The sequence below is a fragment of the Bacillus stercoris genome (assembly GCF_029772985.1).
GTDB classification, from domain to species: domain Bacteria; phylum Bacillota; class Bacilli; order Bacillales; family Bacillaceae; genus Bacillus; species Bacillus stercoris.
In genome coordinates this window covers 3083557-3104322 of the sequence record NZ_CP121861.1, presented here as the reverse complement: position 1 = coordinate 3104322, position 20766 = coordinate 3083557, and the positions used below count along the sequence as shown (strand labels likewise).

Here is a 20766-nt window from a genome sequence, read left to right as displayed (position 1 = left end):
CCAAACCACTTTTCCTTGCGGGAAAGTGGTTTTTTTATTTATCAGAGGGGGAATGATTTGTGAAGTTTTCAGAAGAATGTCGCAGCGCAGCCGCAGAATGGTGGGAGGGGAGCTTTGTCCATCCGTTCGTTCAAGGAATCGGTGACGGAACGCTTCCGATTGACCGTTTTAAATACTATGTGCTTCAGGATTCCTATTACTTAACGCATTTTGCAAAGGTGCAGTCATTTGGCGCTGCTTATGCGAAGGACCTTTATACAACGGGGCGGATGGCAAGCCATGCCCAAGGTACATATGAGGCGGAAATGGCGCTTCATCGCGAGTTTGCCGAGCTGTTGGAAATTAGCGAGGAAGAGCGTAAGGCGTTTAAGCCGTCTCCTACGGCGTACTCTTATACATCCCATATGTACCGTTCGGTTTTGAGCGGGAATTTCGCAGAAATCTTAGCGGCCCTGCTGCCATGCTACTGGCTTTATTACGAGGTTGGTGAGAAATTGCTGCATTGCGATCCAGGGCATCCGATTTATCAAAAGTGGATTGGGACGTACGGCGGTGACTGGTTTAGACAACAGGTCGAGGAGCAAATCAACCGCTTTGATGAGCTGGCGGAAAACAGCACGGAGGAAGTGCGTGCACAGATGAAAGAGAATTTTGTCATCTCCAGCTACTATGAATATCAATTTTGGGGAATGGCCTATCGAAAAGAAGGCTGGTCTGACAGCGCCATAAAAGAGGTGGAGGAATGTGGAGCTTCACGCCATAACGGATGACAGCAAGCCGGTAGAAGAGTTAGCGAGAACCATCATTACGATTCAGAATGAAGTTGATTTTATTCATATTCGTGAACGCTCAAAATCGGCGGCGGATATTTTGAAACTGCTCGAGCTTATTTTTAAAGGCGGTATAGATAAACGAAAACTGGTGATGAACGGGCGCGTGGATATTGCACTTTTTTCTACTATTCATCGCGTACAGCTGCCAAGCACCAGCTTTTCACCGAAGCAGGTCAGAGCCAGGTTTCCACACCTTCATATCGGGAGGTCGGTGCATTCACTGGAGGAAGCGGTTCAAGCAGAAAAGGAAGACGCCGACTACGTGCTGTTCGGCCATGTGTTTGAAACGGATTGCAAAAAGGGCCTTGAAGGCAGAGGGGTGTCTTTGCTGTCAGATATCAAACAGCGGATTTCCATCCCGGTCATAGCCATCGGGGGGATGACACCGGAAAGGGTAAGAGACGTAAAACAAGCAGGGGCGGACGGCATCGCTGTCATGTCAGGAATTTTCTCTGCCGCTGAGCCCTTGGAAGCAGCCAGACGATATTCCCGCAAGCTAAAGGAGATGCGCTATGAAAAGGCATTATGAAGCAGTGGTGATTGGAGGCGGAATTATCGGTTCCGCGATTGCTTATCATTTGGCAAAGGAAAACAAAAGCATCGCATTATTTGAAAGCGGAACAATGGGCGGCAGAACGACAAGTGCCGCTGCCGGAATGCTGGGCGCCCATGCCGAATGCGAGGAACGTGACGCGTTTTTTGATTTCGCTATGCACAGCCAGCGTCTGTACAAAGGTCTGGAAGAAGAGCTTTATGCATTATCCGGTGTGGACATCAGGCAGCATAACGGCGGTATGTTTAAGCTTGCATTTTCTGAAGAAGATGTGCTGAGGCTGAGACAGATGGACGATTTGGACTCTGTCACCTGGTATACAAAAGAAGAGGTTTTAGAAAAAGAGCCGCATGCGTCTGGTGACATCTTGGGTGCATCTTTTATCCAGGATGATGTGCATGTTGAGCCTTATTACGTTTGCAAGGCATATGCGAAAGCAGCGAAAGCGCTTGGGGCGGAGATTTTTGAGCATACGCCTGTCCTGCATGTCGAACGTGACGGTGAAGCTCTGTCCATCAAGACCCCGAGCGGAGATGTATGGGCTAATCATGTTGTCGTTGCCAGCGGGGTGTGGAGCGGGGTGTTTTTTAAACAGCTCGGGCTGAACAACACATTTTTTCCTGTAAAAGGGGAGTGCCTGTCCGTTTGGAATGATGATATCCCGCTGACAAAAACGCTTTATCATGACCATTGCTATATCGTACCGAGAAAAAGCGGCAGACTTGTTGTCGGCGCGACAATGAAGCCTGGGGACTGGAGTGAAACACCTGATCTTGGCGGATTGGAGTCGGTTATGAAAAAAGCGAAAACCATGCTGCCGGCTATACAAAATATGAAGGTGGATCGTTTTTGGGCGGGACTCCGGCCGGGAACAAAGGATGGAAAACCGTACATCGGCAGACATCCTGAGGACAGCCGTATTTTATTTGCGGCGGGCCATTTCAGAAATGGGATCCTGCTTGCTCCTGCAACTGGCGCTTTGATCAGTGATCTCATCATGAATAAAGAGGTCAACCAAGACTGGCTGCACGCATTCCGAATTGATCGCAAGGAGGCGGTTCAGATATGATGCTACAGCTGAACGGTAAAGACGTGAAGTGGGAAAAAGACGCAGGTACAATTCAAGACCTGCTGGCGTCTTATCAGCTCGAAAATAAAATCGTTATCGTGGAAAGAAATAAAGAAATAATTGGGAAAGAACGTTATCACGAGGTTGAGCTTTGTGATCGCGATGTCATTGAAATTGTCCATTTTGTAGGAGGCGGATGAGCATGTTAACAATTGGCGGAAAAACATTTCAATCAAGGTTGCTGCTGGGCACGGGGAAATACCCATCGTTTGAAACTCAAAAGGAAGCAGTAGCTGTTTCCGAGTCTGATATTTTAACATTTGCTGTGCGGAGAATGAACATTTTTGAAGCATCTCAGCCGAATTTTTTGGAACAGCTTGATTTATCCCAATATACGCTTTTGCCGAATACAGCGGGCGCCAGCACTGCTGAAGAAGCGGTTCGGATTGCAAGGCTGGCGAAAGCGTCAGGCCTTTGTGACATGATTAAAGTTGAAGTCATCGGATGCAGCCGTTCCTTGCTGCCTGACCCTGTTGAAACATTAAAAGCGTCTGAACAGCTTCTTGAAGAGGGCTTTATTGTCCTCCCGTACACGTCGGATGACGTTGTGCTGGCGAGAAAACTGGAAGAGCTTGGCGTTCATGCCATCATGCCGGGTGCATCTCCGATTGGATCGGGACAAGGAATCTTAAATCCTTTGAATCTGTCATTTATTATTGAACAGGCGAAAGTGCCTGTCATCGTGGATGCGGGGATAGGATCGCCTAAAGATGCGGCATATGCAATGGAGCTTGGAGCGGATGGCGTGCTTCTCAATACGGCTGTATCAGGCGCATACGATCCTGTGAAAATGGCTCGTGCCATGAAGCTCGCGGTGGAAGCAGGACGCCTTTCTTATGAGGCGGGCCGAATCCCGCTTAAGCAATACGGAACGGCAAGCAGTCCGGGAGAAGGTCTTCCTGTATGACGGACAGGTATTCCAGGCAGGAGCTGTTTGCTCCGATCGGCCCATCCGGCCAGAAAAAATTGAAGGAAGCGCGCGCCGTGATTATCGGCGCCGGCGCACTCGGAACAGCAAGTGCAGAAATGCTGGTGAGGGCGGGAGTCGGCTCTGTGAAAATTGCCGACAGAGATTATGTGGAATGGAGCAACCTCCAGCGCCAGCAGCTTTATACAGAGGATGACGTCAAAAAAGAAATGCCGAAAGCAGCCGCTGCGGAGCATCGTCTCCGTTCGATTAACAGCGATGTCGATGTGACTGGCCTTGTCATGGATGTGACAGCGGAAAATGTCATCGAACTGATTAAGGGTGCTTCGATTATTGTGGATGCGGCTGATAATTTTGAAACCCGCCTGATCGTAAATGATGCTGCGGTAAAAGAAGGGATTCCTTTTCTTTACGGTGCCTGTGTAGGGAGCTATGGCCTCACCTTTACCGTGGTGCCGGAATCTACCCCTTGCCTGCATTGCTTGCTCGATACACTTCCGATTGGCGGAGCAACGTGTGACACAGCCGGCATCATCAGTCCGGCTGTTTTGCAGGTAGCAGTCTTTCAGGTAACAGATGCGCTGAAGCTGCTAGCAGGAGAGGAATGTGAGCCGGTGCTGCGCTCCTTTGACTTGTGGAAAAACGAGCGGTCAGAAGTGAGTGTGACGAGTCTCAAACATGACGCATGCCCAAGCTGCGGCACAAGGGATTTTCCGTTTTTGTCATATGAAAACCAAACAAAAGCGGCTGTATTGTGCGGCAGGAACACGGTGCAGATCAGATCATCCATTACAAAAGAAGCGGATCTTGAAGTGCTTGCCGGTCAGCTGAGGCAGGCCGGGCTTGAAGTAGCCGCGAACCCGTATTTGATTTCCTGCCGCTCGGATGATATGAAAATGGTGCTGTTCCGGGACGGAAGAGCTTTGATCCATGGAACGAATGATATTGCCCGGGCAAAATCCATTTATCATAAATGGATCGGGTAATAAAAGGAGTGTAGGTAATGAGTATATATAAAGCATTGACAATTGCCGGATCCGATTCAGGCGGCGGCGCAGGGATACAGGCAGATATTAAAACCTTTCAAGAGCTTGATGTATTCGGAATGTCTGCAATTACGGCGGTAACCGCTCAAAATACGCTTGGGGTCCATGGGGTGCATCCGCTGACTGTAGAGGCGCTGAGACAGCAAATTGATGCTGTTGCTGAGGATTTAAGACCGGACGCAGTAAAAACGGGAATGCTCTGGAATGCCGACATGATTGAAGAAGTGGCGAGAAAAATTGACGAGTACGGATTCAATCGTGTAATTGTTGATCCGGTTATGATCGCAAAGGGCGGTGCATCCTTGCTGCATGATGAATCAGTTGCCACCTTAAAGGAATTGCTCATTCCAAGAAGCTACGCGATTACGCCGAATGTCCCGGAAGCAGAAACGCTGACAGGAATGACAATCAGCTCGCTGGATGACCGGAAAAAAGCAGCGGAGCAGCTCGTCAAGATGGGTGCGGAGCATGTCATTATCAAAGGCGGGCACCAGCCTGAGGACAATCACATTACTGACCTTCTTTTTGATGGCAGCATGTTTATGCAAATCACCCATCCATATATTGATACGAAGCATACGCATGGCACAGGCTGCACCTTTGCTGCGGCTCTAGCGGCCCAAACGGCTAAAGGAGACAGCATCCATCAGGCATTTGAGGTTGCGGCCAACTTTGTCCGCGAAGCGGTGGAAAATACGCTCGGCATCGGATCGGGACACGGGCCGACAAACCATTTCGCTTTTAAACGAAACAGCTTAAAAACAAGCCGATGAGATCACCAGCTGATGGTGATCTCTTTCGCATTTGCTACGGTATGCGCTTTTCATCTGGACAAGGTTATGATATGATAGGAATTAAGATCAGGTACTAATACTATGTCTTTATTAAATATAGGAGGCTTTATACATATGAATTTTTCACTTGAAGGCCGCAACATTGTTGTGATGGGGGTAGCCAACAAACGCAGTATCGCGTGGGGCATTGCGCGCTCCTTGCATGAAGCGGGTGCACGTTTGATTTTCACATATGCAGGCGAACGCTTGGAGAAATCTGTTCATGAGCTTGCCGGAACGTTAGAACGCAACGATTCCATCATCCTTCCTTGCGATGTAACAAACGACGCAGAAATCGAAACTTGCTTCGCAAGCATTAAGGAGCAGGTCGGTGTAATCCACGGTATCGCGCATTGTATCGCGTTTGCCAACAAAGAAGAGCTTGTCGGCGAATACTTAAACACAAATCGTGACGGCTTCCTTTTGGCTCATAACATCAGCTCATATTCTCTGACTGCTGTTGTTAAAGCGGCACGTCCAATGATGACTGAAGGCGGCAGCATTGTCACTTTGACGTACCTTGGCGGAGAGCTTGTGATGCCAAATTACAACGTTATGGGTGTAGCGAAAGCTTCTCTTGATGCAAGTGTGAAATACTTAGCTGCTGACTTAGGAAAAGAAAATATCCGCGTTAACAGCATTTCTCGGTCCGATCAGAACATTATCTGCTAAAGGCATCAGCGATTTCAACTCCATTTTAAAAGATATCGAAGAGCGTGCGCCGCTTCGCCGCACGACAACACCTGAAGAAGTGGGCGATACAGCTGCGTTCTTGTTCAGCGATATGTCCCGCGGGATTACAGGTGAAAATCTTCACGTTGATTCAGGTTTCCATATCACTGCCCGCTAAGCAGGATCTATATCAAGCAATCCCGAATAGGGATTGCTTTTTTATTTCTTCTGATTTTCAGCTTTCTGTCATATAGATAGAATATGACACAATCGGAGGGATGAAGATGTCTAATAAGAAAAGAAACGCGGATAAAAAACCGCTCATGTATATTGTTCAGCCGGATTATGCAGAAACCACAAGATCATCCATGCAGGAGATTGTCATCAAAAGAAAGGCCGACAAACCCGCTCCGCCAAAAGCTGAGGAAAAGCCGGCTTACCTTGAGAAGCAGCAGGAGGAAGCCGTGGCACAGGATGTCCTGCAAGCAGACCAAAAGCCTGCAGCCGAACCAGTGAGTCAGCAAACACAAGAGGTGAGGGAGCCAGAGAATATAAAGAACCAGCTGGAGGAGAAAGCAGAGCCGCAGGCCGTAGAAGAAACCGTCGAACACGAGCCCCCGAAAGCAGAAAAAAAGGAAGAGCCTGCACTTGAGGCCAGGAAGCCTGAAAAAGAACCGGAAGCTGTCCATAGTGCTGATAAAGCGGAGGAGAAAGCACCGTCAGCACGAAAAGTGAAAAAACCGATGAGCAAGATGACGATCCACGAAAAAATTGACTTTTTAACAAAGCTGCCTCATAACATGCCGAGAGCGCTTTGCTTGATTGAAGCCAATGGAAGAACGTACAGAGGCGTGATTGTCGGAAGAAGGAATGATTCCGTCCTGCTTCGAACAACCGGAAACGGAGCCCCGACCGAGCTGGCAATCGATGATATTACCTCTTTGCACCCGCTCGGATTTTAATGAAAATGAAAAGAAAAAAGCTGCCCGGCTGATGTTCCCGGGCAGCTTTTTTCCATAGAGAAAAGCCTGCAGGCCTGCAAGCTTTTCCAGCTTATGATTAATGATGATGATGATGTGTACGATTGATTAATCGAGGATTTAAGCAGTTGACTGCGCAGAAGCAGTCTAAGTCTACTTCAATACAGTAGTTCGTTTTTTCAAGTCTGAACACTTCACAAACCGTATCCTTATCGGTGAAGTCCAAAATGTGTTTGTGTTCGTCGAATGCGATTAATAATGACAGAGTTGCGCAGCTGTCATGAACTTTTTCTACTCTGAAAAATACTGTATTAAAGCAAGGGCCGTTATCGAGTTCGCCGACATTTCCGAAAGCGACCAAAGGATTTGATTTTGATGTAAATAGCACGAAAGGCACTGTATCGCCTAGCGAATGGGTTGGTGACAAAAGCTTTGAATGGCAGCTTGTCGGGCAATCCTCTTCAACAGCGTTTTGCAGTTCTTCAATATTTTCTATTGCTTCACGCACGCAGCATGATGTTTTCTGGCTCATATTATCCCTCCTGCCTTATAAATTTGAGACTGGCGAAATGATGGAGAGTCAGCTGCCTCACGCTGGAAGCAGCTGAATGATTTACACCCGTAATAGAGTTTGGAAGGGGATTCCTCTTTACAAGTGTTTATCCATTGTGATGATGCTTTTTATCCTTATGAGGCGAAGTTCTGTCAACTAACTCTGGCGACAGGCACTGAATGGCACAGAAGCATCCAAGATCCACTTCAATGCAGAAATCCGTTTTTTCAAGCCCGAAGAAATCCGGGTCGCAAGGGTGGCAAACACTTAAGGTATCGCCTTTAACATCGACCGGGCGTAGAATCGACAGGGTTGCACAGCAATCACATAATTTTTCAACGCGGAAGAAAATGGACTCAAAGCATTGCATATCATCCACAAATCCCCCCACGTTTCCGAATGTGGAGAACAATCCGCCTTTTTTATCAAACAAGAGAAACGGAATTGTGTCTTTACCTGCAATTGTCGGATTCAAAAGGTTTGTATAGCAGCCAGTCGGACACTGTTCCTCAACTGCCTCCTGCTCTGCTAAAATCTTTTCCACTGCATCGCATACACAGTTCTCATGCCGGCCATGGGTTTTTCCGCAGCTCATTGATTTCAGCTCCTTCTTTATAGGGTATTTGACTTTAGTCCTTAACAACATATGTACCCGTGCCCCACTTGGTGTGGGTGAACGTCTATATATTCATCATATGCTTGGAAAATAAGAAAAAGCAGAGCGTTTTTGGCTCTGCTTTTAGGTCCTAGAGGACAAGAGTGATAACTAGGATGGCTACGAGGGTATTTGTTGCTGTAGAGATAAGGGTTGCGATATCAGCATCTACTGTTGTGACGTTTACGCCGCGGGAGCATTCGATGAGAAGTTTTTGGCGGTTTACTTGTTTGTTAGCTGTAAGCTGTAACAAATCTTGTGCGACTAATTCGGCAATTACGCCGTCTGCAATGGATGTCAGAGTAGCCGTTACGACTGCGGCATTAAGTGCTGTTACAACTGATGTTACGGCTTGAACGTCTGTAGATGAAACGTTGATGTCACAAGAATCTCTAATAATAATTGTCTCATCGGAGACTTGTTTGTTGAGATTTGCCTGGGCTAGATCTTGGTCGATAAAGGCGTTGTCATTGCCAAACCCATTGTTATTGCAGCAAATATCACAATTGCATTTTCTTTCTTCTTTTTCTTTCTCTTTGTGCTCTAATGGATGGTCACAGTCAGGATCAAGTGCAACCCAAGAGTATGGTCTGCTTTCCATATCTATTCCTCCTTTTCTTTTACTGTTATTAAATGAGCGAGCCTCTTACTTTGACTGAGGCATATATCCTGATGAAGTTCCCTATTTTTTATGATTAATTTGAATTGTTATTGTTTTGCCGTCTTTGTCTGAGCTGTTCAATGAGCTGCTCTCTGCGGCTTAGCGGTTTTTCGTTCTTTTGCTCTTGCATGGCTGCTTCTTCTTTTTTCTTCTTTTGGTTTTCTATTAGCGCTTGTGATTTAGCTTGTAAGTCTTTTACAAGATTCAAGAGCATTTCTTTTTCTTCGTCTGATACTTTTTTCATTTTGTCTTTCGTCACACCATGTTTAGAAAATATATTTTGGACCAGCAATTTCGTCATTGGATCAACTTCTGGAAGCTTCGCAAGCTCTTCTTTTAATTTGTCATTATCTGACATTTGTTTTCACCTCGTCTTATAAGTTTGTGAAAAAGAAAGGGTTAAAGGACGTCTAGTTCACTGAGAATGCTATTTAACACCTGAAGCAAGATTTGTACAAAGGTTATTATCTCGTCAGCAGACAAAGTAATTTTGATATTTCGGCTGTTGATAATTTTAATGATGGTTCTTTTTTTAATTTGTGAGCTATCGAGAATAAGAATCTCACTTGCCACTGCGTCAGCCAAATCCTCGTCGGCGATAATGAGCTGAGTCGCCACGATAATCATGGTTGTCACAAAGGCTTGTATAGAAAGGGCAGATGTTATATGTGACGTATCTATTGTGATATTTTCGCAATCAATCACTTCGATCTGCTGCTCGAATTCGCTTGATAATTGCTCAAATATTGCAGGGTGCAGGGATTCGATTTTTTCTTCAAATGACATAACCTTCACTCCTTTCTTATCCATACTCTATATAATGCAAATGGGGTGCAGAGCGGAATAATAAAAATAACCAATTTTCCTCCGGACAAGATACAATTCATGAAGAATAGGGTTTTCGCATATATGTGAAGGGATCATGATTGGCAAAGGAGTGAACGAGTGGTTATTAATGGACTGACAATTGCTCTTCTTTCGCTTGCGGTCTTTCGGCTTGCTCGCCTGCTGGTGTTTGACACGATTATGGCGCCGCTTCGCAGTCTGTTTCATGAAGAGAAGGAGGAAAAGGATGCGGACGGGAACATTGAAACCTATATCGTGATTAAAGGAACTGGTCTCAGGGCGTTTATAGGGGAATTGCTGAGCTGCTATTGGTGCACAGGCGTATGGTGCGCCGGCTTTTTGATTTTATGCCAGGCGTTGATCCCGCAAGCAGCGCAGTGGCTGATTTTACTTTTGGCGATCGCGGGCCTTGCCGGCATCATAGAAACGCTTGTATCAAAATGGCTGCAGGAATGAGGCATTCCCACCAGCAACTTTCCGTCAGGATACGCATAAAGTAGCATATATGACATAAGGAAAGGAAGGGAGCAAAAATGAATCAATATAATAAACCTTCCCAAAAATCTCCATATACAGATTCGTCGTATCAATCAAAAAAGATAAAAAAGAAGGGCTGCGGGTGCGGAAATAAAAAGAAAAAGCCTCAATAGCCTGGCAAAGAAACCGGAGAACTCCGGTTTTTTGTTTTTTAACAGGGCGGCCGCAACCGGCATATATCATAAGCGGGGGGATCAAAGTGAATGAGTTTGAAAAATGGATAGAAGGAAGGTATGAACCGCACGAACAAAAGCAAAAAGAGCATGAAGACACGATGGGCAGCATCAGAAAAGACTTGGATGCATTTGATAAAGCAGGTCTGGAATTTGAAGATGAGATTGAAGCGTTGGCTGAAAAAACAGAGGCCTTACTTAAAAAACATCAAGCTCAATATGATCAATCGTAAATCCGCAAACGCCCTATGCGAATATCCAAGCCAATCCAAGCAGCTCACATAGTGTATAGAGAGTAAAGGAGGTGCTTATCTATGGGCTTTGGATACGGATTCGGTGGTGGTGGCTGCTGCGGCGGCTACGGTGGCTATGCCGGCGGTTACGGCGGCGGCTATGGTTCAACATTTGTTTTGTTGGTCGTATTATTCATTCTCCTCATCATCGTAGGTGCATCTTTCTTTTAAGATGTATTGAGGAAGTACGGGTTATAACCCGTACTTCCTTGCCTTGTGTTTATTTTTAAAAATGTTGGAAAAGCACATTGTATTATGTGCATTCATACAATACCGTATTACTCCGCCAAAAGGAGGCGCATTATGGATAATCAATTTTTTAAGAATATCGAAAAGAAAACAGGTGTGAAGATGCAGGATGTAATGAATCTTGCCGGATCACTCCAAAACGCTAATTTTAAAGATGAAAATACAGTGCGCAGTGTCATTAACCGCGTAGCGCAGCTGGCAAACAGACGCGTGCCAAAAGAATTAGAAGATAAAATCGTGGAATCTATTACAAGCGGAAAAGAAAAGCTTGATTTTGGCACGATTTCTAAAATGATGGATAATAAATAAGCAGATGGCCTGGCTGATTCACTGCAGCAGGCCTTTTTTTACGGTAAAAACCCGGCAGTAATCTGCCGGGCTGTTAATGATGCAAGGGCTGTCTTGCTTTCTGTAGCAGGGGATACAAAAATCTTGAGCGGTTGGCTGTTTTGCCGCGCCTGTTTGCGGGGCAAGACAAATATAAATGCTGTTTCGCCCGTGTCATCGCTACATATAAAAGGCGTCTTTCCTCCTCAAGAGCGGCCTCGTCTCCTTTTCTTGCCGTTTCTAATGAGAAATCGTGCGGAATTGAGCCGTCTACAGTGCCTAACACGTAGACTGTTTTGAATTCAAGGCCTTTTGACCGGTGAATGGTCATCAGCTGAACGCCATGTTCATCCGTTCTGTTTTTCTCAGCGGCCCTCATATGATCCACGTGGGCAAGAAAGTCAGGAATCGTTTTGAACTTCTTGGCGACGACCTTGATATCACGCAGGTCATCGGAGCCTTTTTCTAGCTTGTTGCCCTCATTGCCCCGTTTTTTTAGATACTCGGAGAAGCCCATTTTTCCTTCTGCAAAGGTGATGGCTTCTACAGGCTTCATCGTGCGCAGGCTTGCGAAAAACGGTACGATTTTCTTGATTTTGTCAAGCTGAAACGGCTTCAGATCAGGCAGTTTGGCCAGCGCTTGAATCATCGAGCAGTCTTCGGTAATCGAGAGCGCCTTCAGCGTATTCAAAGCGGACTGCTTTAAAAACAAGGCGGGAAGCAAGTGCTTAATCGCTTCAGTGTCATCCTCATTTTGGCTTGCATACAAGTAGGCGAGAATCTGACGGACGATCCGTCTGCTATAAAACGATTGGACGCCGCGGTCAGCTGTATACGGAATTGACGATTGATGAAGCCTTTCATAGATAGCGCGGCCCCCGCTGTTTGTGCGGTAAAGAACCGCAAAGTCTTCTGGACTGGCGCCGTTTTGAATTTTTTCTTTGATATCGGAAACGACCATTGTGGCTTCTTCCTCTTCGTCGTAAGGATAAAAAAGCACAGGGACCTGAATGTCATCACGAGCGGCTTCAAGCGTTTTGGCATACCTGTTTTTGTTCTTTTTCACGACGATGTCAGCACTAGAGACGATCGGATGCGTAGATCTGTAGTTCGCAGTTAAATAGATCGTCTTCGCTCCGGGATAATCCTTTTGGAAATCAAGAATGAAAGACGGATTGCTGCCGCGAAACGCGTAGATGGACTGGTCATCGTCTCCGACACAGCACAGGTTTTGCTCCGGGCTGGCGAGCATTTGCATGATTTTGTATTGAACCGGATTAATGTCCTGAAACTCATCGATTAAGATATACGTAAACCGAGATTGATATTGTTCCAGAAGGTCAGGCCGCTCGATAAACAATTCATAGCAGGCTGAAGCCATGTCATCAAAATCAAATTGGCTATGTTCTTTTTTCTGGCGTTCATAATGTTCATATAAACGATAAACTTGTTTTTCCCACTCATCTTTTAGAGGGATGCGTTCATTTGGGACATAAGTGTTTTTCCAAAAACCGATCTGCTGCAGAGCTTGGTCAACTGGGAACTCTTTCTCATCGATGCCCTCCTCATAGAGTGCTTTTTTGATATATTGTTCCCGCTGCCACTCCATTTTCAGCAGATGCTCACCGTTCCATTTAGCAGAATCATAATGATATAAGATTTTATAAAACAGACTGTGGAATGTTCCTGTGACAAGTCTTCTGACTTTTGCCTGCTGTAATCCGTACTGGTTCGCCATACGCTCTTTCATTTCAGCGACAGCTTTTGTTGTAAAGGTGACAAGCAGCATGTTTTCCGGCGGTATGCCCAAGTGTTCGATCATGTGGGCGGCACGGGCTGTCAGCACGCGTGTTTTTCCGCTCCCCGCACCTGCAAGCACAAGCAGCGGGCCTTCTGTTTCCGTGACAGCTTTCAGCTGATCCGTGTTTAAACCGACAGACGGAAAAAGGCTCGTATTGGGTTCTATTGTTTTTGGAACAAATGGTGTTCCTGGTTTAATGCTTCTTGGACGGTGCCATTCCGTGACAGCCGGGGACGAGTCAGCGGCGATCGCTTTTCCCTTTGGCAAACGAATGACACCAGATTCCTGATCATCTTCTTTTTTTTCCTCTTTGGCGGGCTTCGGAGCGCACGCCTCCTCACATGCCGGGAAATCGCCTGGCTGGCGATGGATAAACTTTGGCGGATCGGCGATGTTAAGCCGTAACAAAACGGGATTTCCGCAATGAGAACAAAATAAATGTCCTTTTATTCCTTCTTCAAAGAGGAATTGATAATGTTCTCTCGAATATGTATGTAAATGTATAATTCGATCATTCAGTCGGGCGCATTTCAAAAAGGGGTCCTCCCAATCAAAAGGTGTTCATTACAGACAATGACTATCATATCAAAAGAAATGTGTTTCAAAAAGTAAGTTTAAGGGAAAAGAGACAGCAGAGGGGTGGGTATCGTATGATATATGCAGGTCACATTCAAAACCAGCAATACGCTCAATATGCTAATAGAACGATTGGACATAAGCAGGATTATGCCGGAACCGAAAAAATCAGCTATGTCCCGTTTCAGCGGGTATACAAAGAACTTGAAAAACAGCAGGAGAATCAAACGGCTGCTGAAAGAAAAGTAAACGAGGCAAAACGTAAGCGCTCTCTTTATAAGAGATTGCGAGAAAAAGGAATGGGCACATATATTAATCGATATGTATAAAAAACCGTTCATACGAGAGAACGGTTTTTTATATGCGGAAAAATCCGGATCTTAATAGACCCGGATGCTGTTTAGTCTTTCATCATTTGTAAGTGAGGAATGCCGGCATCGAGGAATTCTTTTTCGGAAAGCACGCGATACCCGTATTTCTTGTAAAACGGCACAGCCTGTGTTTGCGCGTTTAAAATGAAACCGGAAGCGCCGCCGTCTGAAGCGGCTTTTTCGAGCGCCTTCATAATGATGCCGCCGACACCGGCTGAGCGGTGGCTTTTCAATACGCAAATGCGCTCTAACTTGCCGTAGCCGTCCTTCAAACGCCATCTTCCGGCGCCGACAGGCTTTTCACCATCATACACGACGATATGTTCCGATTCATTTTCAAGTTCGTCAATTTCTTCTTCAGCAGGCACGTTTTGTTCTTTGACAAAGACTTCTTCTCTTACATAAAAAGCATCTTTCAGTTGTTCTTCATTTTTTGCGATCACTGCTTCCAAACATTATTCTCCTCTGCCTAACAAGAAGGTTTCGTAAACTGTCCACGATCCGTTTTCCAGCTGGTAAAGCAAGTGGAAACGGTCAACAATTTCTTCATGCGACACTTCCTGCATTTTTAATTGTCCCAGCACATCTGAATGCTCATCGTCGGAAAGATTTTGGCCGACCGTCACATGCGGAACGAAATTATATTCCTGTTCGCCGGCCAACACACCGGTGTATAGCTTTTCATTGAGTGTTTTTAACTCATCCGTCGGCTCTGCTTTAATATAAATGACATTATTGACAGGCGCAAATGAGCTGTATTTTGTCAATTTGAGAACGACTGGGTGGGACTCTTTTGCGATGTTTCTCAAATGCGATACGAGCTGATCCGCTTTCTCCTCCGCACATTCAAACGATGCTCTCAGCGTCAAATGTGGCGGGATCAGAGAGTAGCTTGGGTCATAGCGCTTTCTGTAAGAGTTTGCAAGGTCTTGGAGCTTTTTTGATGGAAATAAAACGATTCCATATTTCATATTATGTCCCTCCTGGAAATAAAGTATGATAGAGTGTTAAAGCATTTTTTTCAGCGCCGGGGTGATGAGCGGCTGCCAGTATGTCCATTTGTGGTCTCCGTCAAATGGCTCAAAATCATAATCGGAAAGCTTCTTCTCCAGCAGCTGTTTCAGCTCCTGATTCGGTTCTGTAAAGTCCAGAATGTTCCCGTCTGTCGTGTGGACGTCAGTTTCTTTTGTTCCGATTTGGTGATAAATAGAGAGGTGTTTGATATCGTCAGACTGTTTCACGGCTTCTAGCACATGTTTGTCAACATAGGGAGACTGCATGATGATGTTGCCAAACATATTCGGATAATCAAGCGCTGTCATAAGTGACACGGTTGCTCCGAGCGAATCACCGATCAGCGTTCGGCCGTAACCGACCTGATAGGTTGGATACTCATCATCTGCAAAAGGAACGAGCTCATGGGCGATGAACCGTTTATACGCCGAAAATTTTGAACCCTCCGGATGGTAGGTGTTTCTGCGCTCTTTTACATCCTTATAAGGAACACCGATAATAATGCTCCGGTCTATTTCGTGTTTTGACAGCAATTCCTCGGCCTGTCTGCCGATTCTCCCCAGCCTGAAATAATCGTGGCCGTCCTGCGCGATAATGACATGGTATTTATAAAGCGGGGAGTAGTTGGACGGCAGATAAACAAGTAAGGTCATTTCCTCATTAAGCTCTTTTGAAAAGAATTTCTTTTCTTGCACTGTGCCGTTTTTTGGTGCCATAAAAACATTCCTCCAGGACATCACTATACTTTCTTGCATTTTCAATTATTGTACCATGAATTATTAGAAATTTCTCTCTTTAAACGGTTCGGCACACGAAGAAAAAAGTGTTGAAATAAACTGTGAATTGCGCTAATATAAAACAATCAGAAAATTGAAATCGATATTTCTTATCGTGAGAGGTGGAGGGACTGGCCCTTAGAAACCTCAGCAACCGGCTTGTTTTGCATGTGCAAAGCGCCAAGGTGCTAAATCCAGCAAGCGTTTTTTATGCTTGGAAGATAAGAAGAAGCGTTAAACCCCTTCTTCTTATGAAGAAGGGGTTTTTATTTTGAAAAGGGAAGGTGTCAGCTATATGTCACAGCACGTTGAAACGAAATTAGCTCAAATTGGGAACCGTAGCGATGAAGTCACGGGAACAGTGAGTGCTCCTATTTATTTATCAACAGCATACCGCCACAGAGGGATCGGAGAATCAACCGGATTTGATTATGTCCGCACAAAAAATCCGACACGCCAGCTTGTTGAGGACGCGATCGCTAACTTAGAAAACGGCGCAAGAGGGCTTGCCTTTAGTTCGGGAATGGCTGCTATCCAAACGATTATGGCGCTGTTTAAAAGCGGAGATGAACTGATCGTTTCATCGGACTTATATGGCGGCACGTACCGTCTGTTTGAAAATGAATGGAAAAAATATGGATTGACCTTTCATTATGATGATTTTAGCGATGAGGACTGTTTACGCTCTAAGCTGACGCCGAATACAAAAGCCGTGTTTGTGGAAACGCCGACAAATCCGCTCATGCAGGAGGCGGACATTGAACGTATTGCCCGGATTACAAAGGAGCACGGTCTTCTGCTGATCGTAGATAATACATTTTATACACCGGTCTTGCAGCGTCCGCTTGAACTGGGGGCAGACATTGTCATTCACAGCGCAACAAAGTATTTAGGCGGGCATAACGATCTGCTTGCGGGACTTGTCGTGGTAAAGGATGAGCAGCTCGGAGAGGAAATGTTTCAGCATCAAAATGCGATCGGCGCCGTCCTGCCGCCATTTGATTCGTGGCTTTTGATGAGAGGAATGAAGACGCTGAGCCTAAGAATGCGCCAGCATCAGGCAAACGCGCAGGAGCTTGCGGCGTTTTTGGAGGAGCAGGAAGAAATTTCAGATGTGCTGTATCCCGAAAAAGGCGGCATGCTGTCCTTCCGTCTGCAAAAAGAAGAGTGGGTCAACCCATTTTTAAAAGCGCTGAAGACCATTTGTTTTGCAGAAAGCCTCGGCGGGGTGGAAAGCTTCATTACATACCCTGCGACCCAGACGCACATGGATATTCCTGAAGAGATCCGTATCGCAAACGGGGTCTGCAATCGATTGCTGCGCTTTTCTGTCGGAATTGAACATGCGGAAGATTTAAAAGAGGACCTAAAACAGGCATTATCTCAGGTCAAAGAGGGAGCTGTTTCATTTGAGTAATCACAATTGGACGCTGGAAACCCAGCTCGTGCATAATCCATTTAAAACAGACGGCGCAACCGGGGCGGTCAGTGTGCCGATTCAGCACGCCTCGACCTTTCATCAATCTTCATTTGAAGAATTCGGCGCATTTGATTACAGCCGCTCTGGCACGCCGACAAGAACAGCTCTTGAAGAAACAATTGCCGCACTGGAAGGCGGAACAAGGGGATTTGCTTTCAGTTCAGGCATGGCTGCCATCTCAACAGCCTTTTTACTGCTGTCACAGGGTGATCACGTTCTTGTGACAGAAGATGTATACGGCGGAACCTTCCGTATGGTGACAGAGGTGCTGACTCGGTTTGGCATTGAGCATACGTTTGTCGACATGACGGATCGTAATGAAGTGGCGCGGAATATCAAGCCGAACACAAAGGTCATTTATATGGAAACACCATCAAATCCGACACTTGGGATTACGGATATTAAAGCAGTTGTTCAGCTTGCAAAAGAAAATGGCTGCCTGACCTTTCTGGACAATACATTTATGACGCCGGCACTGCAGCGTCCGCTTGATCTCGGTGTAGATATTGTGCTTCACAGCGCAACCAAGTTCTTAAGCGGACACAGCGATGTGCTCTCAGGTTTGGCTGCTGTCAAGGATGAAGAGCTTGGGAAGCAGCTGTATAAGCTGCAAAACGCGTTCGGCGCCGTCCTTGGCGTTCAGGATTGCTGGCTTGTCCTGCGCGGATTAAAAACATTACAGGTCCGTTTAGAGAAAGCGAGCCAAACAGCCCAGCGGCTTGCGGAGTTTTTCCAGAAGCATCCGGCGGTCAAGCGCGTGTATTATCCGGGACTGTCTGATCATCCCGGCGCTGAAACCCATAAAAGCCAGTCGAAGGGAGCGGGCGCAGTGCTATCTTTTGAGCTTGAAAGCAAAGAGGCCGTTAAGAAATTAGTCGAGAATGTGTCACTTCCGGTCTTCGCTGTCAGCCTTGGCGCAGTGGAATCGATTTTGTCTTATCCGGCAACGATGTCTCACGCGGCAATGCCTAAGGAAGAGCGTGAAAAACGCGGCATTACTGATGGCCTGCTCCGTCTTAGTGTGGGAGTCGAACATGCAGACGATTTAGAGCACGATTTCGAACAAGCGCTGAAAGAAATTGCACCAGTGGCGGTTCGTTAAAAAGAAGCCGGTGGCCCGGCTTCTCAGATTGTAGACAAAGTCCTAAAACGGTTTCTGTTTTAGGATTTTGTCATCTTTTCAGCGTGATTGAAAACCTTTGAAGTCTAGGAAGAACGAGCATTGGAGCGGAGCGAATGTTATAATTCGTGAGCACTAACGCGCAGGACTGACAACGAATGCGAGGGTTCGTCGACACGCTGAGAAGCCGGGGATGGCCCGGCTTCTTTTATTGTTCATCATCAGGATTCAAAACCGCGAGGACTTGATGATCCTCCCAAACGCCATTAATTTTTACGTTTTTTCGGGCGATGCCTTCTTTATGAAATCCCGCTTTTTCTAAAACACGCATGGACCCGAGATTACGGGGCATCACACCGGCTTCAATTCGATGAAGTCTCAATTCGCGGAACGCATAATCAACAACCAATCTGACAGCCTCTGTCATAATTCCCTTTCCGTTATGAACCTTGTCTAAAAAATACCCGACGAACGCAGTTTGCAGCGATCCGCGGAGGATCTGAAAGAGTGAAACCGTTCCGATTAATCTTTCGTTTGACACTGTAAAAATGCCAAAATGATATTCTTCATCTTTCTCAAGTCTTTGCTGATACTCAGTTATTCGTTTTCTTTGCCCCTCAACCGTATAATAATCGTCTGCGCGTATCATAGAAAACTGTTCGAAGAAATCTCGATTTTCGCTTTGCAGCCGCAGATTTTCTTCGGCATCCGTTACTTCTAAAGGTCTAACATAAATGGTTTTTCCTTTTAGCATACAGTGACCTCTCCGTTCTCATGTCAGATTCCTCTTACATTATTCTCAGGGAAATGCAAATATCCTTTTTATAAGAAGGAAGAAAACCAATTTCCCATAAAAGTGCCAACATAGTTGCCGATTAAGTAGCCGAGCGTACCGACAAGCATGATCGGAGCGACAAGCTCCCGCCATCCCTTGGCAATTGCCATCGCAGCCGCAGTCGTCGGTCCCCCGACAGCAGCGTTGACGGCGAGCAGAATTTCTTCAAGCCGAACGCGGAACAATTTTCCGACAGCTAAGGAAACCGCTAAATTGCTGATCGCAATGATAAACACAAATAATAGAATAAGAGGCGCATTGGTAACGATTAAGCGCAGATCTGCAGGAATGCCAATCACCACAAAAAACAAATAAATCAAAAAGGTTCCAAGCTCTTGAGATCCATTGAGCCTTTCAAAAAAACGCGGGAAAAGAAAAATGATAAGAACAGTTAAAGACGTAAGCATTAGATACTGATCGCCAAGCGTTCCGGTCAAAAGAGGATGAGAAAAAACGCTTTTACAATAGCCGGAAACCTTCACACTAACCGAAACAAGAGCAAAAGCAGCACCGGCATTATAAGCAATATCCTTTAAGGAGATACCCTTCCGTTTCCAATAGCTTTCAGCACTGTTTTCGCTGTTTCCTTTGGCTTTCACTTTCTCCTCAAACGGCATGGCATAGTGCCGCTGAAACCATTTGAGTGCAGGAATGCTGATTAATATAAAAAACAAAAGTGCCATCATAAAGTTATCAGCCACAACGGTAGCTGACACATATTCACCAGGCGTCTCAAATTTTGCCGCCATCGCCGCAAAGTTGACCCCGCCGCCGATATAAGAGGCGCTGATCATCCCGCCGATTTTATCGAGATAAGGAATATGCTGTTTGAGCAGAAAAAAAGCAAGAATGCTCCCAAGCACAGTGCCAGCGGAGCTAATCAGAAAAATAAACAGCAAACGCCTGCTTTCCTTAAAAATCTGCCGCACATTGATCTGAAACAGCAAAAGAGGGATCGCCAGCGGCACTACATAAGACCATACGGTATCATATACAGGCGACTCAACAGGAAGCACTCCTACATTCGTAAACATCATAGCACCTGCAAGCGCGATAATAGCGCCCGACACAGCGGACGCCCACTTAAAGCGCTGCTCCACCCCGATGCTCACTGCCGCCCACACCGCAATAAACCCCCACAATACCCAAACATCATCGGAAGAAATCAAAGAATGCAAAACCCCATCACCCCTGTTATTAGAAAATTAAGACATATTATAATAGCCGGGGAACAGAACAGCAAGTCCGGAAAAAGTTTTTCTAAAAAAGCAGTTGACGAATAAAAGGGAAGGTTATATAATAGAAATTGTCAGAAAGACAACAACATACCCAGCAACACATACATATCATGATTCCGTAGCTCAGCTGGGAGAGCGCTACCTTGACAGGGTAGAGGTCGCTGGTTCGAGCCCAGTCGGAATCATAGCTTAAACCCTTGCGTAGCAAGGGTTTTTTTACTTTGCTTTAATAAAGGCGGTTTATCAAATTCGCAAGTTGTTGGCAAACTGTTGGCGAACTTGATTTT

The 20766-nt window shown here is 45.9% G+C and carries 26 protein-coding genes, 1 tRNA gene, 1 pseudogene and 1 riboswitch; of the genes and pseudogenes, 17 read left to right on the top strand and 11 right to left on the bottom strand.

The features are described 5' to 3' along the window. The first annotated feature begins 59 nt into the window (after window positions 1–59). The 9 genes and pseudogenes from tenA to cotO all read left to right on the top strand — a co-directional run bounded on the left by tenA (window position 60) and on the right by cotO (window position 6956). Window positions 60–770 carry a thiaminase II gene (gene tenA / locus QA442_RS16210; RefSeq protein ID WP_095432618.1) on the top strand — a complete coding sequence of 237 codons (711 nt, stop codon included), beginning with the start codon at window positions 60–62 and terminating at the stop codon, window positions 768–770. Then, window positions 745–1362 (top strand): thiazole tautomerase TenI, encoded by a 618-nt coding sequence (gene tenI, locus QA442_RS16205; protein ID WP_095432617.1) that lies wholly within the window; start codon window positions 745–747, stop codon window positions 1360–1362. Before tenA ends, tenI begins: the two co-directional genes overlap by 26 nt. Next, entirely contained in the window at window positions 1346–2455 is a 1110-nt protein-coding gene (thiO, locus tag QA442_RS16200) for a glycine oxidase ThiO (RefSeq protein WP_095432616.1), read from the top strand. Before tenI ends, thiO begins: the two co-directional genes overlap by 17 nt. Continuing rightward, window positions 2455–2655 carry a sulfur carrier protein ThiS gene (gene thiS / locus QA442_RS16195; RefSeq protein ID WP_015252345.1) on the top strand — a complete coding sequence of 67 codons (201 nt, stop codon included), beginning with the start codon at window positions 2455–2457 and terminating at the stop codon, window positions 2653–2655. Before thiO ends, thiS begins: the two co-directional genes overlap by 1 nt. Further along, window positions 2652–3422 (top strand): thiazole synthase, encoded by a 771-nt coding sequence (gene thiG / locus QA442_RS16190; protein WP_095432615.1) that lies wholly within the window; start codon window positions 2652–2654, stop codon window positions 3420–3422. Before thiS ends, thiG begins: the two co-directional genes overlap by 4 nt. Next, window positions 3419–4429: a thiazole biosynthesis adenylyltransferase ThiF gene (gene thiF, locus QA442_RS16185; protein WP_095432614.1), complete on the top strand. Its 1011-nt coding sequence runs from the start codon at window positions 3419–3421 to the stop codon at window positions 4427–4429. The genes thiG and thiF overlap by 4 nt, the downstream gene beginning before the upstream one ends. A gap of 17 nt (window positions 4430–4446) precedes the next feature. Continuing rightward, window positions 4447–5262 carry a bifunctional hydroxymethylpyrimidine kinase/phosphomethylpyrimidine kinase gene (gene thiD, locus QA442_RS16180; RefSeq protein ID WP_095432613.1) on the top strand — a complete coding sequence of 272 codons (816 nt, stop codon included), beginning with the start codon at window positions 4447–4449 and terminating at the stop codon, window positions 5260–5262. Window positions 5263–5397: 135 nt separating this feature from the next. Beyond that, window positions 5398–6172: pseudogene (gene fabI / locus QA442_RS16175) on the top strand (enoyl-ACP reductase FabI). A gap of 100 nt (window positions 6173–6272) precedes the next feature. Continuing rightward, window positions 6273–6956, top strand: a complete 684-nt coding sequence (gene cotO, locus QA442_RS16170) for a spore coat protein CotO (protein WP_095432612.1) — start codon at window positions 6273–6275, stop codon at window positions 6954–6956. Between the two features lie 97 nt (window positions 6957–7053). On the opposite strand, the gene cotZ is transcribed toward cotO, so the two are convergent. The 5 genes from cotZ to cotV all read right to left on the bottom strand — a co-directional run bounded on the left by cotZ (window position 7054) and on the right by cotV (window position 9629). Next, window positions 7054–7506, bottom strand: a complete 453-nt coding sequence (gene cotZ / locus QA442_RS16165; RefSeq protein WP_040083433.1) for a spore coat protein CotZ — start codon at window positions 7504–7506, stop codon at window positions 7054–7056. Between the two features lie 127 nt (window positions 7507–7633). Beyond that, window positions 7634–8122: a spore coat protein CotY gene (gene cotY, locus QA442_RS16160; RefSeq protein WP_014479465.1), complete on the bottom strand. Its 489-nt coding sequence runs from the start codon at window positions 8120–8122 to the stop codon at window positions 7634–7636. A gap of 151 nt (window positions 8123–8273) precedes the next feature. Continuing rightward, window positions 8274–8783, bottom strand: a complete 510-nt coding sequence (cotX, locus tag QA442_RS16155) for a spore coat protein CotX (protein WP_095432611.1) — start codon at window positions 8781–8783, stop codon at window positions 8274–8276. A 94-nt stretch (window positions 8784–8877) separates the two neighbouring features. Next, entirely contained in the window at window positions 8878–9201 is a 324-nt protein-coding gene (cotW, locus tag QA442_RS16150; RefSeq protein WP_095432610.1) for a spore coat protein CotW, read from the bottom strand. 41 nt (window positions 9202–9242) lie between these two features. Then, a complete protein-coding gene (gene cotV, locus QA442_RS16145) occupies window positions 9243–9629 on the bottom strand; it encodes a spore coat protein CotV (protein WP_095432609.1) in 387 nt (128 codons plus the stop codon). Between the two features lie 159 nt (window positions 9630–9788). On the opposite strand from cotV, the gene yjcA reads away from it, so the two are divergent. The 4 genes from yjcA (at window position 9789) to spoVIF (ending at window position 11250) form a co-directional block, all read left to right on the top strand. Then, entirely contained in the window at window positions 9789–10145 is a 357-nt protein-coding gene (gene yjcA, locus QA442_RS16140) for a sporulation protein YjcA (protein ID WP_095432608.1), read from the top strand. A 280-nt stretch (window positions 10146–10425) separates the two neighbouring features. Next, window positions 10426–10632 carry a hypothetical protein gene (locus tag QA442_RS16135; RefSeq protein WP_103748907.1) on the top strand — a complete coding sequence of 69 codons (207 nt, stop codon included), beginning with the start codon at window positions 10426–10428 and terminating at the stop codon, window positions 10630–10632. An 81-nt stretch (window positions 10633–10713) separates the two neighbouring features. Beyond that, window positions 10714–10863: a YjcZ family sporulation protein gene (locus tag QA442_RS16130; RefSeq protein ID WP_095432606.1), complete on the top strand. Its 150-nt coding sequence runs from the start codon at window positions 10714–10716 to the stop codon at window positions 10861–10863. A gap of 132 nt (window positions 10864–10995) precedes the next feature. Then, complete coding sequence (gene spoVIF, locus QA442_RS16125) at window positions 10996–11250, top strand: sporulation-specific transcription regulator SpoVIF (protein ID WP_014479471.1); 255 nt, start codon at window positions 10996–10998, stop codon at window positions 11248–11250. A gap of 73 nt (window positions 11251–11323) precedes the next feature. On the opposite strand, the gene QA442_RS16120 is transcribed toward spoVIF, so the two are convergent. After that, a complete protein-coding gene (locus QA442_RS16120; RefSeq protein ID WP_141237731.1) occupies window positions 11324–13603 on the bottom strand; it encodes an ATP-dependent helicase in 2280 nt (759 codons plus the stop codon). Between the two features lie 116 nt (window positions 13604–13719). On the opposite strand from QA442_RS16120, the gene QA442_RS16115 reads away from it, so the two are divergent. Beyond that, entirely contained in the window at window positions 13720–13974 is a 255-nt protein-coding gene (locus tag QA442_RS16115) for a hypothetical protein (protein WP_040083429.1), read from the top strand. A 71-nt stretch (window positions 13975–14045) separates the two neighbouring features. On the opposite strand, the gene QA442_RS16110 is transcribed toward QA442_RS16115, so the two are convergent. From QA442_RS16110 to QA442_RS16100, 3 genes are read right to left on the bottom strand one after another with little or no spacing between them, the layout of a single operon-like run. Beyond that, the gene (locus QA442_RS16110; protein WP_095432605.1) at window positions 14046–14468 is read right to left on the bottom strand and encodes a GNAT family N-acetyltransferase; all 423 of its coding nucleotides are present in this window, start codon (window positions 14466–14468) and stop codon (window positions 14046–14048) included. A gap of 3 nt (window positions 14469–14471) precedes the next feature. Beyond that, window positions 14472–14987 (bottom strand): YjcG family protein, encoded by a 516-nt coding sequence (locus tag QA442_RS16105; protein ID WP_095432604.1) that lies wholly within the window; start codon window positions 14985–14987, stop codon window positions 14472–14474. Between the two features lie 36 nt (window positions 14988–15023). Next, window positions 15024–15746, bottom strand: a complete 723-nt coding sequence (locus QA442_RS16100) for an esterase family protein (RefSeq protein ID WP_095432603.1) — start codon at window positions 15744–15746, stop codon at window positions 15024–15026. A 167-nt stretch (window positions 15747–15913) separates the two neighbouring features. Further along, window positions 15914–16034, top strand: a riboswitch (SAM riboswitch). A 67-nt stretch (window positions 16035–16101) separates the two neighbouring features. Here QA442_RS16100 and metI point away from each other — a divergent pair. Continuing rightward, window positions 16102–17223: a cystathionine gamma-synthase/O-acetylhomoserine thiolyase gene (gene metI, locus QA442_RS16095; protein WP_095432768.1), complete on the top strand. Its 1122-nt coding sequence runs from the start codon at window positions 16102–16104 to the stop codon at window positions 17221–17223. Beyond that, complete coding sequence (metC, locus tag QA442_RS16090; RefSeq protein WP_014663568.1) at window positions 17216–18388, top strand: cystathionine beta-lyase; 1173 nt, start codon at window positions 17216–17218, stop codon at window positions 18386–18388. Before metI ends, metC begins: the two co-directional genes overlap by 8 nt. Window positions 18389–18614: 226 nt before the next feature. Here the strand turns inward: metC and QA442_RS16085 are convergent, their stop codons facing one another. Together QA442_RS16085 and QA442_RS16080 are read right to left on the bottom strand one after the other, a co-directional pair. Continuing rightward, entirely contained in the window at window positions 18615–19160 is a 546-nt protein-coding gene (locus QA442_RS16085; RefSeq protein ID WP_095432602.1) for a GNAT family N-acetyltransferase, read from the bottom strand. Between the two features lie 68 nt (window positions 19161–19228). Then, a complete protein-coding gene (locus tag QA442_RS16080; RefSeq protein WP_095432601.1) occupies window positions 19229–20419 on the bottom strand; it encodes a DUF819 family protein in 1191 nt (396 codons plus the stop codon). A gap of 172 nt (window positions 20420–20591) precedes the next feature. Here QA442_RS16080 and QA442_RS16075 point away from each other — a divergent pair. Continuing rightward, window positions 20592–20664 (top strand) — tRNA-Val (locus QA442_RS16075). Window positions 20665–20766 lie beyond the last annotated feature (102 nt).

Excerpts from the sequence above, each read along its gene's own strand:
- QA442_RS16130 (WP_095432606.1), top strand. The coding sequence starts at position 10,714 with ATGGGCTTTGGATACGGATTCGGTGGTGGTGGCTGCTGCGGCGGCTAC.
- thiD (WP_095432613.1), top strand. The coding sequence starts at position 4,447 with ATGAGTATATATAAAGCATTGACAATTGCCGGATCCGATTCAGGCGGC.
- metI (WP_095432768.1), top strand. The coding sequence starts at position 16,102 with ATGTCACAGCACGTTGAAACGAAATTAGCTCAAATTGGGAACCGTAGC.
- cotY (WP_014479465.1), bottom strand. The coding sequence starts at position 8,122 with ATGAGCTGCGGAAAAACCCATGGCCGGCATGAGAACTGTGTATGCGAT.
- QA442_RS16105 (WP_095432604.1), bottom strand. The coding sequence starts at position 14,987 with ATGAAATATGGAATCGTTTTATTTCCATCAAAAAAGCTCCAAGACCTT.
- cotX (WP_095432611.1), bottom strand. The coding sequence starts at position 8,783 with ATGGAAAGCAGACCATACTCTTGGGTTGCACTTGATCCTGACTGTGAC.
- spoVIF (WP_014479471.1), top strand. The coding sequence starts at position 10,996 with ATGGATAATCAATTTTTTAAGAATATCGAAAAGAAAACAGGTGTGAAG.
- thiF (WP_095432614.1), top strand. The coding sequence starts at position 3,419 with ATGACGGACAGGTATTCCAGGCAGGAGCTGTTTGCTCCGATCGGCCCA.
- cotO (WP_095432612.1), top strand. The coding sequence starts at position 6,273 with ATGAAGATGTCTAATAAGAAAAGAAACGCGGATAAAAAACCGCTCATG.
- QA442_RS16115 (WP_040083429.1), top strand. The coding sequence starts at position 13,720 with ATGATATATGCAGGTCACATTCAAAACCAGCAATACGCTCAATATGCT.
- thiG (WP_095432615.1), top strand. The coding sequence starts at position 2,652 with ATGAGCATGTTAACAATTGGCGGAAAAACATTTCAATCAAGGTTGCTG.
- QA442_RS16085 (WP_095432602.1), bottom strand. The coding sequence starts at position 19,160 with ATGCTAAAAGGAAAAACCATTTATGTTAGACCTTTAGAAGTAACGGAT.
- cotV (WP_095432609.1), bottom strand. The coding sequence starts at position 9,629 with ATGTCATTTGAAGAAAAAATCGAATCCCTGCACCCTGCAATATTTGAG.
- cotZ (WP_040083433.1), bottom strand. The coding sequence starts at position 7,506 with ATGAGCCAGAAAACATCATGCTGCGTGCGTGAAGCAATAGAAAATATT.
- thiS (WP_015252345.1), top strand. The coding sequence starts at position 2,455 with ATGCTACAGCTGAACGGTAAAGACGTGAAGTGGGAAAAAGACGCAGGT.
- cotW (WP_095432610.1), bottom strand. The coding sequence starts at position 9,201 with ATGTCAGATAATGACAAATTAAAAGAAGAGCTTGCGAAGCTTCCAGAA.
- QA442_RS16100 (WP_095432603.1), bottom strand. The coding sequence starts at position 15,746 with ATGGCACCAAAAAACGGCACAGTGCAAGAAAAGAAATTCTTTTCAAAA.
- thiO (WP_095432616.1), top strand. The coding sequence starts at position 1,346 with ATGAAAAGGCATTATGAAGCAGTGGTGATTGGAGGCGGAATTATCGGT.